The sequence below is a fragment of the Streptomyces cinerochromogenes genome, assembly GCF_014648635.1.
Classification (GTDB): Bacteria; Actinomycetota; Actinomycetes; order Streptomycetales; family Streptomycetaceae; genus Streptomyces; species Streptomyces cinerochromogenes.
Map to the genome: position 1 here is coordinate 93,262 of NZ_BMRM01000018.1, position 18,398 is coordinate 111,659.

General features: G+C 69.9%; 11 protein-coding genes. 4 read left to right on the plus strand and 7 right to left on the minus strand.

Going from position 1 to position 18,398, the window contains the following annotated elements:
* Nucleotides 1–177: 177 nt before the first annotated feature.
* Entirely contained in the window at nucleotides 178–3,468 is a 3,291-nt protein-coding gene (locus tag IEZ20_RS30190; protein ID WP_189304519.1) for an amidohydrolase family protein, read from the plus strand.
* Nucleotides 3,469–3,657: 189 nt separating this feature from the next.
* On the opposite strand, the gene IEZ20_RS30195 is transcribed toward IEZ20_RS30190, so the two are convergent.
* Complete coding sequence (locus tag IEZ20_RS30195; protein WP_229896326.1) at nucleotides 3,658–4,644, minus strand: SMP-30/gluconolactonase/LRE family protein; 987 nt, start codon at nucleotides 4,642–4,644, stop codon at nucleotides 3,658–3,660.
* Nucleotides 4,645–4,780: 136 nt separating this feature from the next.
* Here IEZ20_RS30195 and IEZ20_RS30200 point away from each other — a divergent pair, with 136 nt between their 5' ends.
* Nucleotides 4,781–5,227: a MarR family winged helix-turn-helix transcriptional regulator gene (locus tag IEZ20_RS30200; RefSeq protein ID WP_229896327.1), complete on the plus strand. Its 447-nt coding sequence runs from the start codon at nucleotides 4,781–4,783 to the stop codon at nucleotides 5,225–5,227.
* A 279-nt stretch (nucleotides 5,228–5,506) separates the two neighbouring features.
* Here the strand turns inward: IEZ20_RS30200 and IEZ20_RS30205 are convergent, their stop codons facing one another.
* A complete protein-coding gene (locus IEZ20_RS30205; protein ID WP_189304522.1) occupies nucleotides 5,507–5,854 on the minus strand; it encodes a GNAT family N-acetyltransferase in 348 nt (115 codons plus the stop codon).
* Between the two features lie 619 nt (nucleotides 5,855–6,473).
* Here IEZ20_RS30205 and IEZ20_RS40480 point away from each other — a divergent pair.
* Nucleotides 6,474–6,602 (plus strand): hypothetical protein, encoded by a 129-nt coding sequence (locus IEZ20_RS40480; RefSeq protein WP_268253084.1) that lies wholly within the window; start codon nucleotides 6,474–6,476, stop codon nucleotides 6,600–6,602.
* 235 nt (nucleotides 6,603–6,837) lie between these two features.
* Here the strand turns inward: IEZ20_RS40480 and IEZ20_RS30210 are convergent, their stop codons facing one another.
* From IEZ20_RS30210 to IEZ20_RS30220, 3 genes are all read right to left on the minus strand, one after another.
* Nucleotides 6,838–7,059: a hypothetical protein gene (locus IEZ20_RS30210; protein WP_189304524.1), complete on the minus strand. Its 222-nt coding sequence runs from the start codon at nucleotides 7,057–7,059 to the stop codon at nucleotides 6,838–6,840.
* Between the two features lie 113 nt (nucleotides 7,060–7,172).
* Nucleotides 7,173–8,312 carry an NAD(P)/FAD-dependent oxidoreductase gene (locus IEZ20_RS30215; RefSeq protein WP_189304526.1) on the minus strand — a complete coding sequence of 380 codons (1,140 nt, stop codon included), beginning with the start codon at nucleotides 8,310–8,312 and terminating at the stop codon, nucleotides 7,173–7,175.
* On the minus strand, nucleotides 8,312–11,698 hold the full coding sequence (locus IEZ20_RS30220) for a LodA/GoxA family CTQ-dependent oxidase (protein WP_189304528.1): 3,387 nt from the start codon (nucleotides 11,696–11,698) through the stop codon (nucleotides 8,312–8,314). Before IEZ20_RS30220 ends, IEZ20_RS30215 begins: the two co-directional genes overlap by 1 nt.
* A gap of 1,002 nt (nucleotides 11,699–12,700) precedes the next feature.
* On the opposite strand from IEZ20_RS30220, the gene IEZ20_RS30225 reads away from it, so the two are divergent.
* Nucleotides 12,701–15,541 (plus strand): ferritin-like domain-containing protein, encoded by a 2,841-nt coding sequence (locus IEZ20_RS30225; protein ID WP_189304530.1) that lies wholly within the window; start codon nucleotides 12,701–12,703, stop codon nucleotides 15,539–15,541.
* Nucleotides 15,542–15,839: 298 nt separating this feature from the next.
* On the opposite strand, the gene IEZ20_RS30230 is transcribed toward IEZ20_RS30225, so the two are convergent.
* Together IEZ20_RS30230 and eboE are read right to left on the minus strand one after the other, a co-directional pair.
* Nucleotides 15,840–17,228 (minus strand): alkaline phosphatase family protein, encoded by a 1,389-nt coding sequence (locus tag IEZ20_RS30230; RefSeq protein ID WP_189304532.1) that lies wholly within the window; start codon nucleotides 17,226–17,228, stop codon nucleotides 15,840–15,842.
* Entirely contained in the window at nucleotides 17,225–18,394 is a 1,170-nt protein-coding gene (gene eboE / locus IEZ20_RS30235) for a metabolite traffic protein EboE (RefSeq protein ID WP_189304534.1), read from the minus strand. Before eboE ends, IEZ20_RS30230 begins: the two co-directional genes overlap by 4 nt.
* Nucleotides 18,395–18,398 lie beyond the last annotated feature (4 nt).

The window sequence follows — 18,398 nt, forward strand, 5'->3', positions numbered from 1 at the left end:
GCAGGGTGAAGGAGTGCCTGTCGAGCCAACGCCTCGTCCGTAGGCACGTAACGTCTCTGGACTGTCGAGGGTTGGGAGCTTGACCGCCCCCCTCGATCGCCTCCCTCGCGGACCTTCCTCGAGCGTCCCTGGAATGGGAACTCCCGCCAGATCTCCTCCACCACCGGAGCTCTCCTCATGACCACAGCGGCACTGGGACTCCCCGGCGAACCCTCCGACGAAGAGCCGGCCGACCCCCCGGCAGGTGTGCCCGCACATCCTCGCGCGGCCGCACCCGACGAGACAGCTACCGGAGGGCTCCCCGCGGGTGTCACCCGGCGGTGCTTCCTGAGCGCGACGGCCCTGGGCGGCGTCGGTGCCACGCTCGCCCCGTTCTCGGCGTCCTCTGCGGCGGCCGCATCACCCTGCGCCCCTTCGCCGGGCAGGTTCGGGGCAAGAGGACCGTACAGCCGGACGCTGACGTTCACTGCCGGCACCAACGCGTCCGCGACGGTCTCACCCGACGGCGACCGGCTCGTCATCGAGGTGCAGGGCGTGCTGTGGGCGTTGCCACGCGGTGGGGGCACGGCGACCGCGCTGACCGCCCCGGAGCTGGAACCGACCCGTCCCGCCTGGTCCCCGGACGGCTCGGCGATCGCCTTCTGCTCCTACAAGGGCGGCGGCTTCCACGTGTGGACGATGGCCCCGGACGGTTCGGACCCGCGCCGGCTCACCTCCGGCCCCTGGGACGACCGGGGCGTGTCCTGGTCACCGGACGGCACGCGGATCGCCTTCGCCTCCGAGCGCGGCGGAGACCCGGTGCGGGGCAGTTCGTACGACATCTGGACCGTGGACGTGGCGGCCGGTGAGCTGACCCGTCTGACCAGCCGGCCGGACGTCGAGGACTACGACCCCGCCTGGCACCCGGACGGCGCCCGGATCCTCTTCGTACGCGCGGACGCCGCCGGAGCGCGCACCCTCGCCTCCGTACCGGCCGCGGGCGGCGAGGTCACCACGGTACGCACGGTCGACGCCGGCACGGTGATGTGCCCCGCCGTCTCCAGGGACGGCCGCGTGGCCTTCGTGTGGACCGCCGGCGGAACCCGATCCGCCGCCGCGACCTCGGCCCTGGTCGTGGACGGCCGGACGGTCTCGGGCAGGGAGGACGTCTCGCCACTCCCGCCCTGCTGGACGCCGGACGGTGGCCTGCTCCACTTCGCCGACGGTCGGCTCAAAGCCCTGAGCCCCTCCCTGGAATCGGCTCGGGACATCCCGTTCACCGCCTCGTTCGACGTCCCCCGGCCCGTGTACCGCCGCAAGGCACGCGACTTCGACTCCACCGCTCCAGGGCCGGTGCGCGGCATCCACCTCCCGGCGCTCTCACCCGACGGCGGATCCGTCGTCTTCGCCGCACTGAACGCCCTGTGGCTGATGCCCGTCGGCGCGCGGCCCCGCAAGCTGTTCCAGGCCGACCCGTCCCGGTACGTGCAGATGCCGTCCTGGGCCAGGGACGGCAAGAGCATCGTCTACTCGTACGACGGGGACGCCGGCGGCGACGGTCTGGCCGCCGTCCACCGGTTCTCCCTTCCTGTCGGCGAGGACACGGTCCTGGCCACCGGCGGCCGCCTCAACCCGGCCCTCGCCCCTGACGGGAAGCGGCTCGCCTGTCACGACACCACCGGGAACCTCCTCCTCGTCGATGTCGCATCCGGTGCCGAGACCACACTCGCCGCACCCCTCGGCGGCAACGGCCTGCCTGGTCGGCCCAGTTGGTCCCCGGACGGCCGGTACATCGCTCTGTGCGACCGCAACCGGCTCAACCAGCGGTTCCGTGAGGGCTACAACGTGATCCGGGTGATCGACACCCGTGACGGATCTTCCAGGGCCTTTCTGCCGCTGCCCCACACCTCGGTCTCCGACCGCTGCGACAGCGGACCGGTCTGGTCGCCCGACGGAACGGCGCTGGCACTGGTCGTGGAGTCCGCGTTGTGGGTCCTGCCCGTCGGCCCGGACGGCACACCCGCCGGCGGACCGCGGCGCATCACCGACGAACCGGCCGACCACCCGTCGTGGTCCGGTGACTCCCGCCGCCTGCTCTACCTCTCCGGCGGCCGGCTGCGGCTGGTCGACCGGGACGGCACAGGGCGCCGTACCCTCCGCGTCCCCTTGGCGGCCGCCCGCCGCCTGCCGCTCCGCACCGACGTGACCCGGGTGCACGCCGGACGGCTGTGGGACGGCACGGGGGACACCGTCCGCGAGGACGTCGACATCGTCGTCACCGGCAACCGCATCACCGCCGTCGAACGGCACCGCTCCGGCGCCCGGCGAACGGGAGAACGGCGGATCGACGCGTCCGGATGCACCGTCATCCCCGGCCTGTGGGACTCCCACACCCACCCCTACCAGAACATCTACGGCGGCCGTCAGACCAGCCTGATGCTCGCCTACGGCATCACCACCAACGTCTCCCTGGGCGGCTTCGCCTACGAGCAGGCACGCCTGCGCGAAGCCGCCGACAGCGGCGCCATCGCCGGCCCCCGGCTGCTCACCACCGGCGAACTCATCGACGGCAGCCGGGTCGCGTACAGCATGGGCCGCGCCCACAACACTTCCGACGGCCTGCGGCGCACCCTCCAACGTGCCATCGCGCTCGACTACGACTTCGTCAAGACCTACGTCCGTGCCCCGGCCCAGGTGATGGCGGAGGCGGCCCGCACCGCCCACGAGAGGCTCGGCGTCCCCGCCGGAAGCCACCTGCTGACGCCCGGGACTCAGGTCGGCCAGGACCTGACGACGCATCTGACGGCGACCCAGCGCCAGGAGTACGGCCGCTCAGCGTCCGCCACCGGACACACCTACGAGGACGTCCACGAAATGTACCGGGCCGGCCGCTTCGGGATCATCATCACGCCCTTCAACGCCCTCTGCCTGCTCGGGGACGACCCGGCTCTGGCCGATGACCCCCGGGTGACCACTCTCATGCCCCCGTGGGACTCCGTTGCCGTGAAAGCCTTGGCCAAGGCCCGGCCCACTGAGGAGCAACTGCGCGAACTTCGAAGGGAAATGACCACCTACCGGCGGGTCGTCACCGACGGCGGCACACTCGCCATGGGGACCGACTCCCCTCTCACCCCCATCGGTCTCCAGGTCCACCTCGGCCTGCGGGCCCTGCACCAGTACGCCGGTCTGTCCCCCGCCCAGACCCTGCGGACCGCAACCGTCGTGCCCGCCCGCATGTTCGGCGTCGAGGACGACCTGGGCACCGCCGAACCCGGCAAGCTGGCCGACCTCACGGTGATCGACGGCAACCCCTTCCAGGACTTCACCGACCTGACACGCGTCTCCTGGGTGATGCGCGATGGCATCGTGCACCGTCGGGACGACGTGGTCGGCCCCCACCACCTCGCCGCCGCGCGGACGGTCGGCGACAGCGAGCACTGGCACGCGGTCGGCCGGATCATCCGTCGCGAAAGCTGCTGCGCGCCCTGATCGTCGTCGCCGTGCGCGAGGGGCCGGCCGCAACGCCGTGTTCCGCAGGGCGACGGCCAGGGGAGCGGAGCATCCGTCCGTCCGGACGGACGGAGCACAGAGTGCGCCACCTGGTCGCAGCCGCCCCGCGGCGAGTTCCGCGCTCAGCACCCTCCGTTGCGTTGCGCCCCTGCGCCTCGGCCGCCGGAGTCACATCCCCGTCACCCGTGCCACCGTGAACGGTGTCCGAGGGGTGCCCGGGCCCATCGGGCCCCCCTTGTCGAACTGGGAGCGGACGACCAGCAGGCCGCGACGGTCGCGGGCCAGGGTGGTCGGGGTCTGGAGCGCGGGGTCGGTAAAACTGCCGGTGAGGCGGGCCCTGGTGCCGTCGGGGGACAGGCGCCAGCGCGTGAGGGTGTGGGTGGCGTTGTGCGCGGCCCACAGCGTGCCGTGCCCCAGCTCCAGTCCGTCGCCGTGCGCAAGGTCGCCGCCGTGCAGGGCGACCTGCTGTACCGAGCCGTCGGTCACGGCCACCCGGTAGAGGCCGCCGCCGGGCATGTCGACGACGAACAGCAGACGTCCGCTGGGATTGGCGGCGATGCCGTTGAGGGCATAGGCCGCGGACGGTCGCGAAGGCAGGTCCGCGCTCAGGTCGTAACGTGCGGTGAATGCCGCCCGGCCGCCGCGTGCGCGGGCCAGTTCGGCCGGGGTGACACGGTAGATCAGCGGACGCACGCTGTCGGTGATGTACGCCGTTCCGTCCGCGGTGACCACGAGGTCGTTCAGGAAGCGCGGATTGTCGTCCGGTACCTCGAAGCGGGCCAGCAGGCTCCGGTCGCGCAGGTCGTACACGTCCACGCCGGTGGTGGAGTCGATCACCCAAAGGCGGCCCGCGCGGTCGACCTTGAGGCCGTTGGCCGTGGTCCGGCCGTCGGCACCGGCCGGCAGGAAGACCTGGGCGGTGCGGTGTCCGGCAGCGGCCCGGTAGACCGCACCGGTGGTGTACGAGCCGACGTACGCGTCGCCCGTCCTGCGGTCGAGGGCGATGCCCTCGGGATAGGCCCGCTCGTCGGGAAGGGTGAACGCGGTGGAGATGCGGGGCCGGGTGGCCGCTTGTGCGGACATGGGGGCGGTCACAGCCAGGGCGACGGCCGCGCCGGCCGTCAGGAAGGTGCGGCGGTCCATCGAACGGGGCACGGGTATCGGCGCCTCTCGGATCGATTGAAGTCTTACTTACTGACGGACGCGAATCTATGTTAGAGCACTAATATTCGTCAACGTGTGAATCTGTGCAGGAGCGTGCATGGATCGATGCACCCGTTATCATGCGCGGGTGACCACCTCCTTGCCCGCGTCGGAGCGCCTCGGCTCCCATCTCAAGCAGGCCGAGCAGGCCCTGGCTGCCACCAAGACCGCGGTGCTGAAACCGACGGGGGTGACGGTCGCGCAATACGCCGCGCTGCTCCACCTCGCCGACAAGCCCGGCATCTCGGCGGCCGCTCTGGCCCGGCTCTGCGGCGTGACACCGCCCACCATGAACACCGTTCTGAAGAACCTCCAGGACCGCGGCCTGATCGCCCGCACCCCGCACGAGTGGCACAGAAACGTCCTGGAGACTCGGCTCACGGACGAGGGCCGTACCGTGCTGGCCGACGCCGACGCTCGCGCCGTCCGCGTGGAGCGGGCCCTCGCCGCCGAGTTCACCGACGAGGAGAAAAGCGCGCTGACTCAGCTCCTCGCCCGCTGTGTCAGGGTGCTGGGGGAACAACGCCCCCGGTGAGCGCCGAAGCGGGCCCTTCAGGGCGGGGCCCGTCAACGGCTCGCAGCAGCACCCGCCCCCGGCCTTTCAGCCCGCCACAACCAACAAGCCCGGTACCTTCGTTGGCACGCTCCGTCCGGGCGCGAGCGGCACCGCCGGGACCCGCATCGGCAGCTCCCATCACCAGGCTGATGCCGCCGGTGCAGCCCTCGCGCTGATCCCAGCCGACCGCGATCTCTGCGAATCGGCCTGCGCCCCCTCGTGTGCCAGGGTCGGCCGTCAACAGAGCCCTATCGGTGTTCACCTCCTGGTTCTGTTCACGAGTTCCGGTTCTGCCTCAGCTTGTTCGCACTTCGCGGCACGGGCTTCTTCGGCCGCAGTTGCAACGAGCGTGGCTCCGACTCCTCTCGACCGGCAGGGCTGCGCGACCACCGTGTCCAGGATGAAGGCATGACCTCCGCCGTCCCAGACAACGTTGACGAAGCCGATCAGAGAGCCGTCTTCCCACGCGCAGACCCAGCCGAGGCTGTGGCGCTCGAGTCGCTCTCGCCAGTCGGTCTGAGCGACTGGGTGACCGAAGCCGTCGGCGTGTAGCGCGTTGAGGGAGGCGTTGTCGAAGTCGCCCCGCCATTCGTACTTGATCGTCACGCCCCGAGTGCGCACGCGTGGGAGAGTGCGAGCGAGGGGTCCAGACATACGCGTGCTCTCACCTGTTCGCACCGTGCGAAGGGCGCGAGTTGCCGGGCGAGTTCGTCGACCCCGTTCCCGCAGCGCCGGCCTGTCGGCCGAGGAGCGCGCTGCGGCGAGGAGCGGCATGGCGGTCTCGGCAACGACCTTGTCCGGGGGGGGGGGCGTCCTGCGGCCGGATCCGCGGGATCGGTGTAGCCCTCCGGTGCGAGGACTTTCAGCGCCCGCAGCGCGACATCGAGCACCGCGGTCAGTCTTCGTTCCAGGTCGGCAGGATGCCCGTGCCGGGGAAACCCGCTCATTTGACTTGGGCCCTTGTCCAGGTCCGGAGGCCGGCCCGGGGAGTGCCCGGACCCGTGTCTCGCGTCAGCCGGTCAGTTCCTCGCCGACGCGACGAAGTGCCGCGGGCTGTTCGATCTCGGGTGGCGTTCGACGTCGATTCTGTTGCCCACGGGGTTCCTTTCTTCAATCTGAGTGTGGAGTGCACGAAGCCTCAGGGGGATCGTTCTCGTTCACGATCCGCAACATCTCGGCTGACGGCGCGTACTGCTTGGTCACAATCTGGGGGCAGCGTCGGCACATGTCCGCGCCTTCCTGGTGGAACCAGCGGCACCGCGCACGGATCGGACACTTCGGCAGCTGTGCCACCACCTCGTCCAGCAACACAGTGCTGCGAGCAGAGATCTGGCAGGCCGCGTTCCTGAAGTGAATGCAGCTTCCGGTACGGCACGGGGCCGCGAACCGAAAGACCTCGGTGGGCGAGACCGGCTGTGCCAGATCGAGGACTTCCTGCGTCACCGGCATCGCATGATCGGTGGGACGAACCCGTGGAGCATCGGCCGAACCCGTGACGACACCGATCAGAACCGATTCGGAATGAGCAGCAGCGCTGGGGCAGAGGAGTTCTCCCCGCTGCCTGTCCGGCTCGTCGCGCGACATGACCGCTACTGGCCGGGCTGGTAGGGCTCGACGCTACGCACCTGGATTCCTCCGTTGGCCTCGTTCCTCTCCAGGCGCACTTCGAAGAGCGCATGCGGAAAATTGCCGGCCACGATGGGTCCCTGGAAATCCAGGTCGCCCGGCACGTTCCGGGCGGCGAGAGCGATCGCGACGCCCTCGGCTGCGGCCCGCGCGATCTGCTCGGGACCGATTGCCTCACCGTTCATCTACTGACCTCCGTTTGCATTGAGTTGTGCATCGAGTGGGAACGAACCATCGCCGCCCATGCCACCAGCACGGCCGGGCGACACCACGCTGCCGCGCCGGTGCGACGGGCACGTCACCCACCCGGCCTCGGCTGCTGAGGCGAACGGCTACGGCGACGGGTCCAGAAGGGGGTGTCCCAGCGCTCCTCGGCCCGGTAGCACAGCCTGCGGGCATCAAGGTATTCCGCGTGGATCGCCTCGACCCGTGCCGCATACCGGCCGAGCGCTTCCTGGTCGCCGGCGGCGTCCGCTCCGACGGCCTCCGCCGCGGTGACGCCGGTGGCGAGCGCTGTGAGGATTCCCCGGCCGGCGATCGGGTCCGAGGCGGTGGCGGCGTCCCCGACCGCCGCCCAACCGGGTCCGGCTGCCGGGCAGGTGCGGGAGGTGGCGGCGCGGAGCACCCGGAGCCGGACCGCGGCCGGGCCCGTGTTGTGGTCCACGCGGGCGCGGACGTGTGTGGTCGCCATGAGCTCCTCCCACCAACTCCATGGCCGGTGGAAGGCGCGCTCGGCGACGACATCGGCGTCGGTCATCAGCATGGCCAGTGACGTTCCGTCCGGTAGCGGAGCCGTGTACCACCAGCCGGGCGCCGCGGACTCGACGAGCGACGTCAGCGACGGCGGTCGCGGCCTGACACTCGGAGCCAGGCGCGCCGCGAGGGCGATCAGGCGGTCGTCGCGCCTGACGGCCGCGCCCACGCAGCGGGCGACGCCCGCTCCGGCGCCGGTGGCGTCGATGAGGTAGCGCGCGCGGACCGTCTCTGCGCCCAGCATGAGCCGCCAGTGGTCACGGACCCGGCGCACTGCCCTGACCTTGTGGGCGCGTCGCCCGACCCCGGCATCACAGGCGGCCCTGAACAGCGTGCGGTCGAAGTACGCGCGGTCTAGATGCCACCCCGGTCCGTGCATGCCGTACAGGAAGTCGCTGTCGGCGAGCTCCGCCCCTCCCCAGGACGACTGGTTCCCGAAGCACGGGGTGTGCGGCCCGCCGACCACTCGGTCGAGGACACGGAGGCGTTCGAGCAGGGGCCGGGCCCTCGGTGCGAGGCTTTCCCCGAGCTTCCACTCCTGCCTCCGGCCGGGATCCGCGACGACAGGGTCCGCCAGGACGACCGAGGCTCCCTGGCGCACCAGGGTCAGCGCGGTCGCCGACCCTGCGGGTCCACTGCCTGCGATCACCACGTCGCAGACGGTCTCTCCGGCGCCGGGTGTCATCAGTGGACCATGCCCATCCCCTGCAGCACCGGTTCGCCTCCGTCCGCCTCGGGAACCGCGATACCGGCCGCCGGGAGCACGATCGCGTCCAGCAGCACGGGTCCCGCGAGCAGGGCGGGGCCCGGCAGGGGACACCCCTCGGTGACCCACCAGCGCGCGATGTCAGTGCCGGTCATCTCCGTGCCCGGTACCACTGCCTCGAAGGCTGCCCCCATCGCATTGGCCGGAGCGATCAGATCGGTGATGAACCCGCTCTCGTCCGGATGGCCCGGCGAGACCAGCTGGTTGTCCGGATGGGCGAGCGCCGCCAGCAGCGCCCCCGTCGGTTGGGTGAACCACCAGGCCACCGACTCCGTTCTGGTCCGCGGCGGAACGGCATGATCGGTCGGGTCGGGACCGGTGAGGAGCACCTTGGTGTGCGCGGGGTTGCCCGCCTGGCGGGGGCGGAGCGTGTCGACGAGGAGGGTCATCGCCTTCAGTGGGGTCAGCACCGGTCCGGTCGGCGGGGCCGTGAGCGAGCGCGTCCACTGGCGCCACAGCTCCAACTCACTCTCGGAGAAGACCTTGTACATGGGGCCCGTGTACGTCGTCTTCTCGAAGAAGGAGCTCTTGTCGGGGTCACCCGGCACAATGAGGCCGGAGTCCTGGAGCTCCTGCAGCAGACCGGCCGGGTCGAGGAACCAGTCGTTGAGTTTGTTTTCGCCCAGCGTCTTCCCGTCATGGTTCTGGGAGGCGTAGGGGGCCTTGCGGGCGATGAGGTCGAGTACCCGGTCCTCCGGGGAAGGCGGATTGAGCAGCAGGTCCCGCAGATCCTTGCTCAGGTTGCCAACGGTGGCGAAGGCGACGTAACCGTTCCAGATCCGCTGCCACTGCTGTTGCACGGCGGCGTCGCCACCGTCCTCGTAGATGCCCTCCAGGTACTGGACGACCGCGTCACGCGCCTTCGCTCCGTGGCCGTTCGTCGCGTTGTCGATGCCAATGTGCATCGTGTAGAACTGTGGATTGATGCCGTAATACTCGAACAGCCTCACCGTCGGCTTGAGTCCGAGCACCTCCCACTCCAACCACAGGGTCATTCCCAGAATTTCGGGGAAGAACTCCTCGGAATGCTGCGAGATCGCCAACTCGAAGGCTGCGGCTGTGTAGGCCGAGTCGAGCATCTCGGGCAGCATGGCGAACTCGTACGAGTCGACCGGGGGCAGATACAGACCCACGCTGTGGAGCAGGTCGGTGTAGAGGTTGGCATGGTTGAGAGCCGGGTTGCCGTTGCCCTGCTCGTCCGTCCAGATGGCGAACAGCAGGGAATGGACCTCGCTGATGGGTCCGGGCTTGGTGACGTTTCGCAACCAGGCGCCGTCCATCAGGTTGAACGGTGCGAGCTGACGGATTCTCTCCACCACGTCCTGCCGCGAGCGGTAAATCGAGCGCGCGGGATTTGCGTTCTCACCCGCCTGTACGAGGTCGCTGTAGATGAGCTCGAGGCGGGACTTGAAGGCCTCGGCCGAGTACCGGAACGGGCGGTACGACGGTTGCACCCTCGGGTTGGACGCTGCGTGCTTCAGCACGTCCTGCGCATATTGACGGGCTGCCTGCGCCTGCTTCGGGAAGCGGTCCGGATGCTGCAGGAAGTAGAACCACTCACGATCGCTGAGGCCGACCTGCTCCGCCCGCTCCGTCTCGACCAGCACGGTTCCCCCGGACGCGTCGGTGCGTGCCACGACGAAGCCTAGCTGGCTCCATTTCTCGACCATGTCGTTGTCGCCGGAGTATGCGCGGATGGTGTCCCAAGCGCTATGTAGACGGGCTGCGTAGTCATGGTCGGTTTCGCCGGCTTGCCGCGCCGGCTGCGGTAGGTCCACCGCTTGCAGGCCGATCCCACGGTCCCATGGCGTCCGGTATACGTACTGTTCCCCGGCCTTCTCCGCCGCCGTGCGGATCAGCTCGCGGTACTGCTCCTCGGGCAGCACGTCGTCCGGGCGCTGGGCCGGCCACCAGTGCGTGTTGCACTCGTAGAAGTCGGCCTGCCAGGGGACGGCCATGTACTTGGTCACGTCTCCGGGGGCGAGGCCGTCGCGCAACCGGAAGGCTCCCGCCCAGGTGGCGGGATCGTCCGCGATGAACGTCATCTCGATGCCGGGGAAGAACGGGCCCCCGTTGCATGCTTCGAGTGCGGCTCGGACGAGGGCGTGCGGCTGTTCTGCGAGCGGGAGATCAGCCAGCGGCACCGCGCTGGTTACGTCGGTTCCGTCGGCGACGAAGTCACCGGACGCCCAGCGGCGCATCCGCTCGTACTGGCCCGGCAGGATCGTGAACCAGGTCCGCGGTTTGCCCTCGACGGGATCTCCGTCGTCCCCCGCGAGCTGAGGCATGAATGTGTAGTTCGCCTGCGTCACGTCCTCGGCGCCCGGGGTTCTCAGTCTGCCGAAGATGTTCTTGCGCGGCGGCGCGTCCTCAGGGGCGTTCGAGGCCAGGCGGGCGAGACGATCGGGATCGAGGAAGTCACCGGCACGTCCGTCGCCGTGGCCACGCACCGCGACCCCGCTCACCCACGCGTATCCGCAGATGCGGGTGAGCAGCGGCAGGATGTCGCGGCTGAACGAGACGTCCGAGGACCGAGGCAGCCAGCCGGCGTTCTCGGCGACCTCGCGGGCGACGTCGTAGAGCGTCACCAGGTTGGTGCTGTCGGGAGCGAAGTCGGGCGGTGCCACGAGCACCCACGCGGGTGTCACCGGAATCGTCCGCCCCTGGCCGACGGTCACGGTCGCGGTGACCGGGCCGTCCGAGGTGTCGTCGAACCAGTAGTCGTTGTTCGCGTAGTTCGTCACCAGGTTGGCGGGTTGTTTGACGGATGCCGAGTGTCCGAAGCCACCGAGGACCAGCAGGCGTCCGGCCTCGTCCGTGCGTAGCTCTCCGAGCGGGACGGGGGTGCCCAGGAACGTACCGGTGTCGAACTTCGCGCCGCTGCCATCGGCGTTCGCGCCCTCGACGCTGCGTGGGCCGGGGCTGATCACCAGTGCCGCTCGTTGCTGCGGATCGGACACGCCGATCGTGGCGTTGCGCCGGTTCTCGGGTGCCTCCGACTGATGGAAGCGCCCGTGGAACTTGAACCAGGCCGCTTTTGCGTTCGCGAGCTCGACCGCCCACCGGACGGTCGCCTCGTTCGAGGTCACCTCGCCCAGCAGGTTGTGGTCCTTGTCGTATCCGTACAGACGGAAGCGCGCGGCCTGTCGTTTGACCCGTCCGTCGGCATCCTTGAAACCGTCCTCCGGACGCGCCGCCACCCCAGGTGCCTCGGGCCCGACGAAGAAACTGTCCGGGCTGTTCCCAAGGCGCGCGACTCCCACTGTCGGGTGAATTTCGCAGTAAGCAAGGTCGTCAAGGTTCACACCATGAGTGACTACCCACCGCTCCTGGTCCCGCTCGGCGGTCGTACGCAAGTACGCACGTATGAGTCATCTGCGCAGTCGGCTACGGGGCGCCTCTCGGGCGAGTGCGGGCCGCCTGCCCGACCGGGCAATGCGCCCTGGCATATGCGTGTCCCTTGATCGTCGGCAGACGGCATCCGGCCGACCGGAAGAACACCGTGCCCGTCTACGCCATAGCCCATCTGCGGGAGGCCGTCGGCAGCGCGACTACCGCCTCTACGTCACGCGCCCCAGAACGTGACGTACCCCGGCGGCCGGAACCGGGAGGGTAGGACGCCCGGCCCGGGCGCGCGCTCGCCCCTGTGCGTCGGACGACGCCCCGACCCGATCGGGTGGCACGTCCCCTCACGACTGCCGCGGAGGTGCTCGTACAGCCGATAAGCGCAATCGCGACCCCGCTGGCGGCAGGCTGCCCTCGTTCCCCCCTCGGAGTGCGGGCAGTTGCCCTGGCCCGCGGCGTCCCGAGCCCCGAGTTGAAACGTCACCCGGGCGAGGCCATCGTGCCGCCCGGAGCGTCGAAACCTTGCCCCCAGGTGCCCGGCGCTGGCCGAACTCGACCTCTACGGGCCGCGGCGACCGGACCTGCAGAGGCGGGCCCCGGCGCTGCTGCAGCACCGACTGCACGCGCAGCACGGCTCCGCGCCGCCGCTTCCGGCTGCCGTCGCCAGCATGCCTCTCCCTCACCTGCTGTCACTGGTCGGTGTCCGCACCCCAGCCGTGGACTCGGCGACCGCCGCGCGATCCAGACGGGCCAGGCGGTTCCACGAGCGTTTCCGGCGCCTTGCCGGCCGTTCCCCGGAATGCCGGGAATTCCCACGGGAAACCCCACCCGTTCGGCTTGATTCCCTGACCGCCAGGCGTGGCATGAACGGGGCGTCTGTCACCGCCGGGTCTCCACACCGCCCCTCCTGGCCAACACTGGAAACGTGTCCGGTGAACCCCCGCGTCCGAACGGAGTTTCCGTTGAGTTACCTTCAGTTCCCGCGCCTGCACTTCTCAGGAAGGTTCGTTTTCGACCCTTCCACCGTCAACAACGACCCGGAGCACTTCGACAACGACACGTTCCAACCTCGTTTTCACAGACGCAGCCGGTTCACAGAAGACGGCTGGTGGAATCCGTGGGGAAGCGCCTCGTTCCGTCTGCTCGACTGCGTGGTGACCAGCGTCGTGGGGGCGGATGGCCGCCTGGTGACGTCCGGTGGGATCGAGCCCGTCGTCGGCGGCTCCCTGGTGGACGACGGCGATCGCGTCAGCGCAAAGATCCAGGACCTGGACCCGGTGCAGCAGGGCGCTTCCCAGATCTGGGGTCTGCGCCTTCGGCTGTCCGACAGCGAGCAGCGACAGGTGCTGTACGGGGACTTCCGCCACGCCTCGTTCGTCGACCTGTGGGGGCGCTGCCGCCGGGCCACAGGCCTGGACAAGTATTCGGCCGTCTACCAGTCCGTCATCAGGTTCAGTCCTGACGAGACGGACACGGGGTCGTCGCCGTTCCTGAAGGAACTGGTGGAGAGCACGGCCGATGACGAGTTGTCCATCAAGTTCATGCTCGACGGCTACGAAGCCGACTGGGACTCACCGCGGTTCGGCACGGGCCGCATCGTGGGCTCCATCGGGCCGACCGCGTCCGGAGAGCCCCGGCACTTCACCGCGGCGCGCCGACTGCGCCGCCCCGCCGAGGGGGGACCCCTCATGGACGCGCCGTGCCGCATCGACGGGCAGGACCGGCTGCACATCGATCTGGGGAACAGTGTCCCCACCAGTGCCCCCGGCGGCCCTCCCCTCGACAGCATCGGCCTCATTCAGGTGGTGGCGCTGCCGAAGGGCGCCGGCGAGCCGGAGGTGCTGGCTCAGCTTGGCCCCCTCGACGCCGGGTTCCTCACCGAGCGCGCGGGCATCGCCACCATTCAACTCGGGCAGGACAGGGCGGCGTTCTCGAACCGCCGGCTCGCCCTGAGGACTCTCGACGGCACCGTGCTGCTGGAGGAGAACAGCGACGCCAGCTTCGCCCGCGCCGACGACTCCGTCTTCCACGTCTATCCGCCGGTGCGGGCAGGGGAGGGCCCGACCACCACCATCCACGCCACCCGGTTCGGTGAGCCGGCCGACAATGTCAAGATCGTTTTTGACAACGCCGCCATGGAGGACGCCAAGCGGCATTCCGACGACAACTCACTGGTCGCACCGCCGATCCCGATGAGCGAGCGAGGCGGGCTCCAGCCGATCCAGCCCGTAACCACCGATCGGCGGGGGCAAGCCACGGTCCGACTGGCGGCGACCGATCCGGGCAACCCGCGTGGTTACATCGACGGACAGGTCTACAACGTCGACTACGGCCCGGAGTACTCGAGCAGCGGCGGGACCGGGATGCAGAAGGAAGGCCAGCTCAACGTGCTGGTCTGGGAGGAGTACAAGGAGCCGGCCGACATCGCCTGGATCCCCGACGTCAAGCCGATCCTCCAACAGTACGCCAACCTGTACCCGGTGATGCGGGAGGTACTCGACCTGGCGAACTACCACGACGTCGTCAAGTACAAGCGCCGCCTGCAGCACGTCCTCACCGAGCCCGTGGATTCACCGAGCCACATGCCGGTCACCCGCGACCTGTCGCCGGGGAAGCGGGATGCGATCGTGGGGTGGCTGCGCCAAGAGCGGCCTCCCTTCCTGGCGCTCCGGAACGTCGATGACCTACGCCACGCACTCCAGCTCGCCCTCGAGCTCGAACACTCCACCATTCCGCCGTACCTGTACGCGCTGTTCTCCCTCAAGCCCGGCCGCAACCACGAGGTGGCCGAGATCATCCGGAGCGTGGTGATGCAGGAGATGCTGCACATCACCCTGGTGGCCAACATCCTGACCGCGTTGGACGGGAAGCCTCGGATCGGTCGGCCGGGATTCGTGCCGACGTACCCGAACCACTTGCCCGCCGGGGTACTGCCCGACCTCGTCGTCTCGCTGCGCCGGTGCTCGATCGAGCAGATCCGCGACGTGTTCATGGGGATCGAGAGGCCCGAGCGGCCTCTCACGAAAGCGAGGACGCCGTATCCAGAGCCAGTCGTCCCCGAGCGGATCGAGCTCAACGAGCGGGGCGAGGTCACCTCCTACCACTACGAATCGCCCCAGAACAACACTGTCAAGATGGCCCAGGCCATCTCGGCAGAGGATCTGGACACCCATCTGTTCTCGCCGCTGAGGACTTTCTTCCAGGAGGCGGAGTTCGAGGAGTTCACCATCGGGTGGCTCTACACGCAGATTGCCAGGAAGATCAGCGAAATGGGGGACGGCATCTTCACCGGAAGGGACAGGCCCCAGGTGCTGAACTGGCCCGGCGGGGCGCCGGGGAACCTCCACAGGGTGTACGACGTTGCCACCGCCCACTCTGCGATCTACGAGATCATCTATCAGGGTGAAGGCACCATCGGCCACCCTGAGTACCAGGGGCAGCCCTCCCACTACTACCGGTTCCAGCAGGTCGTCAGAGGCAGACGCCTGATCCAGAAGGATGGCGCATGGGTGTTCGAGGGTGAGGAGATCCCTTTCGACCCGGACGGCGTGTACCCGGTGATGGACGACCCCGATACGTCCGCGATTCCGCTGGACTCCCCCGGCCGGCTCCCGTCCGAGCAGTGCGACCGGACGTACGGTGATCTCCTCAGGGCCCTGAACCGGGTCTTCAACGGGCACCCCGAGCACCTACAGGAGGCAGTCTCGCTGATGTACTCCGTCGAGGTCCGCGCCAAGGAGCTGTTCCGGCACCCGTCCGCTCCCGGCGCCGATACCGTCCTGGGACCGAGCTTCCAGGTCTGACGCGACGCCAAGCGCCGACTCCTCCACGATCGCCACTCGCGCGGTTGCGTCCAGGGCCCGGCCGGATGATTACCCGGCCAGGCCCGGAATCCTGGTCGGTACCACGGTCAGCAGGAGAATGGCGAGGCCGACCATGACGCAACGAACAGCGGCATGCGCCGGGCGGCCTTGTCCGAGCAGTCCTCGACCACTGCGGTGGCCCCGCCGGCCAGGTATTTCGTGCGAGGTCCGCCGCGGGTAGTCCTGCGGGCCCGCCCGCCGTCCCGGCAACGGGCTCCCGGTGCGGGCCGGGCACGCGCTAGCCGAGGCCCGCCAGCCGCAGGAGCAGCGGCTTCACTTCGGTGGCCTGGACCCGACCGCAGACGGCCCCGGGAGCTGAGCACACGATGACCGGCCCGTCGCCGGGGTCTTCAGGCAGGCGGCCGTGGCTGCCGCGGACAGGCGAGGGGTCGAGTGGTACGACCGCCATGTGGTACCGCATGCCGAGTCTCTTGCGGGCGAGCGCCCACACCGCCCTGGCCCGCACCCACGGATCGAGGGGGTCCAAGAACAGCTCGGCGGGGTCGTAGCCGGGCTTGCGGTGGATCTCCACCGTCCGGGCGAAGTCCGGGGCGGCCGCGTCGTCCAGCCAGTAGTAGTACGTGAACCAGGCGCCGGGCTCGGCCACGGCAACCAGGTCACCCGAGCGCGGGTGGTCCAGTCCGTGGTCTTTCTTGCCCCGGTCGTCGAGAAGGAGGTCCACGCCCTCGAGGGCGAGGAGCGCCCCGCGGGTAGCCTCCAAGTCCTCCGGTCGGCGCACATAGACGTGCGCTACCTGGTGGTCGGCCACCGCAAAGGCGCGTGAGGCCGCGGGGTCGAGATACTCCATGCCGTCCTGGGTGTGCACCTCGAGCAGTCCGGCGCGGCGCAGGGCCCGGTTGATGTCGACCGGGCGGCTCACACGGGTGATGCCGTACTCGGACAGGACGACGACGGTGCGGCCCTCGGCCTCGGCGTCGTCGACGAGGGGGGCGATCACGGAGTCGAGTTCCTCTGCGGCTCGCTCGGAGCGCGGGTCGTCCGGGCCATACCGCTGCAGGTCGTAGTCGAGGTGCGGCAAGTAGGACAGAACGAGGTCCGGAGCGCTGGCGCGCATGATGCGGCGGGTGGCCTCGGCGATCCAGCGGCTCGAGTCGATGCCCGCGCCCGGTCCCCAGAAGCGGAGCAAGGGGAAGGTGCCGAGCGTCCGGGTGAGCTCGTCGCGGAGCCGGGGCGGACGGGTGTAGCAGTCGGGCTCCTTGCGGCCGTCGGCTCGGTAGACGGGGCGGGGGGTGACGGTGATGTCGGTCCCTGCGCCCATCGCGTACCACCAGCAGACGTTGGCGACGGTGTAACCGGGGTGAGCGCGCCGGGCCGCATCCCACAGTTTGTCGCCGCGGACCAGTCCGTTGTGCTGGCGCCACAGGAGCACCTCGCCGAGTTCGCGGAAGTACCAGCCGTTGCCCACGGCGCCGTGCTCCGCCGGGAGCGTGCCGGTGAGGAAGGTGGACTGGGCCGCACAGGTCACGGCGGGCAGCACCGTCCCCAGGTGCGCCCATGAACCGGACCGGGCCAGCGTGGCGAGGCGGGGCATGCGGTCGAGGAGGCGCGGGGTCAGGGCCGCGACGTCGAGGACGAGGAGGGGCCGTGGCGGGCGGTGACGTGTCATGGCAGCTCCTTGAGACCCAGATCGACCAGGAGGTCGCGGGCGAAGGCCAGTTCGGAGGCGATGCCTTCGGCGAGCTGGCCGGAGCCGCCGGGGCGCAGCTCCGAGGGGAGGGCCTGCCAGGTGTAGGTCTCGACTTCTAGGTGGCGGCTCAGCGGCGCCGGGCCGCCGATGAGGTGTTCGAGGGTGCCCCGGAGAACGGTGGTGGTGGAGGTGAGCGGAGGGGAGGGCGGCGCGTGCAGGGGAACGTGGAAGTGCGCGCGCCACGGCGACTCGTCCGGCAGGACACCGCCGGCCAGCGCCTCCGCGAGGTCGTCGGTGCCCATCAGGCCGGCGGCGGTCCGGGTGCGGGTCTGGTGCAGGAAACGGGGCTCGGCGAATGCCGAGAGGGCCTCGCGTACTTCGGGCAGACAGGGGTTCTCGGCGTGCAGGGCGGCAGAGAGCTGGACCTTGGGTACGGGGATCCGGGCGGCCCGAAGGGCGTCGAGCGCGGTGCGCGGGTCCTCGAAGCAGGTGGCGAGGTGGCAGGTGTCCAGGCAGACGCCGATACGGTCGCCGGGGACGGCGGTGAGCTGCGCGACGGCGTCGGCGGTGGTCTCGATCACGCAGCCGGGCTCCGGCTCCAGGCCCACGCGCACGCGGCGGCCGGTCTCCTCCTCCAGGGTGGCGAGCCGTTCCGCGAGCGCGGCCAGGGCGGCACGGGCGGCTCGCGCCCGGGCCGCGTCGAAGGGGGTTCGCCAGGCGATGGGGAGAGTCGAGACGGTGCCCTCCGCGGCGTCGTCCGGCATCAGTGTGGTGAGGAGCCTGGCCAGGTCGGCGGTGTGGGCCAGACGCTTGGGTTCGGTCCAGTCGGGCTGGTATACGCGGTACTTGACCTCGGCGGCGCCGAATCCTTCATAGGGGAAGCCGTTGAGGGTGACGACCTCGAGGCCGCGCCGGTCGAGTTCGGAGCGCAGCCGGAGCAGGGCGGCGGGGTCCATGGTCAGGGTGCGGACTGCCTCCCTGGCCAGCCACAGGCCGATGCCGAGCCGGTCCCGCCCGAGCAGCCGTCGCACCGGCTCGCAGTGGTCGCGGAGCTGGGCGAGCACCCCGTCGAGGGTCTCGGCCGGGTGGACGTTCGTGCAGTAAGCGAGGTGGACCACGTCGCCGTTGGGGTGGCGGAACCGCATGGGG

Excerpts from the sequence above, each read along its gene's own strand:
- IEZ20_RS30190 (WP_189304519.1), top strand. The coding sequence starts at position 178 with ATGACCACAGCGGCACTGGGACTCCCCGGCGAACCCTCCGACGAAGAG.
- IEZ20_RS40480 (WP_268253084.1), top strand. The coding sequence starts at position 6,474 with ATGTCCGCGCCTTCCTGGTGGAACCAGCGGCACCGCGCACGGATCGGA.
- IEZ20_RS30210 (WP_189304524.1), bottom strand. The coding sequence starts at position 7,059 with ATGAACGGTGAGGCAATCGGTCCCGAGCAGATCGCGCGGGCCGCAGCC.
- IEZ20_RS30215 (WP_189304526.1), bottom strand. The coding sequence starts at position 8,312 with ATGACACCCGGCGCCGGAGAGACCGTCTGCGACGTGGTGATCGCAGGC.
- IEZ20_RS30230 (WP_189304532.1), bottom strand. The coding sequence starts at position 17,228 with ATGACACGTCACCGCCCGCCACGGCCCCTCCTCGTCCTCGACGTCGCG.
- eboE (WP_189304534.1), bottom strand. The coding sequence starts at position 18,394 with ATGCGGTTCCGCCACCCCAACGGCGACGTGGTCCACCTCGCTTACTGC.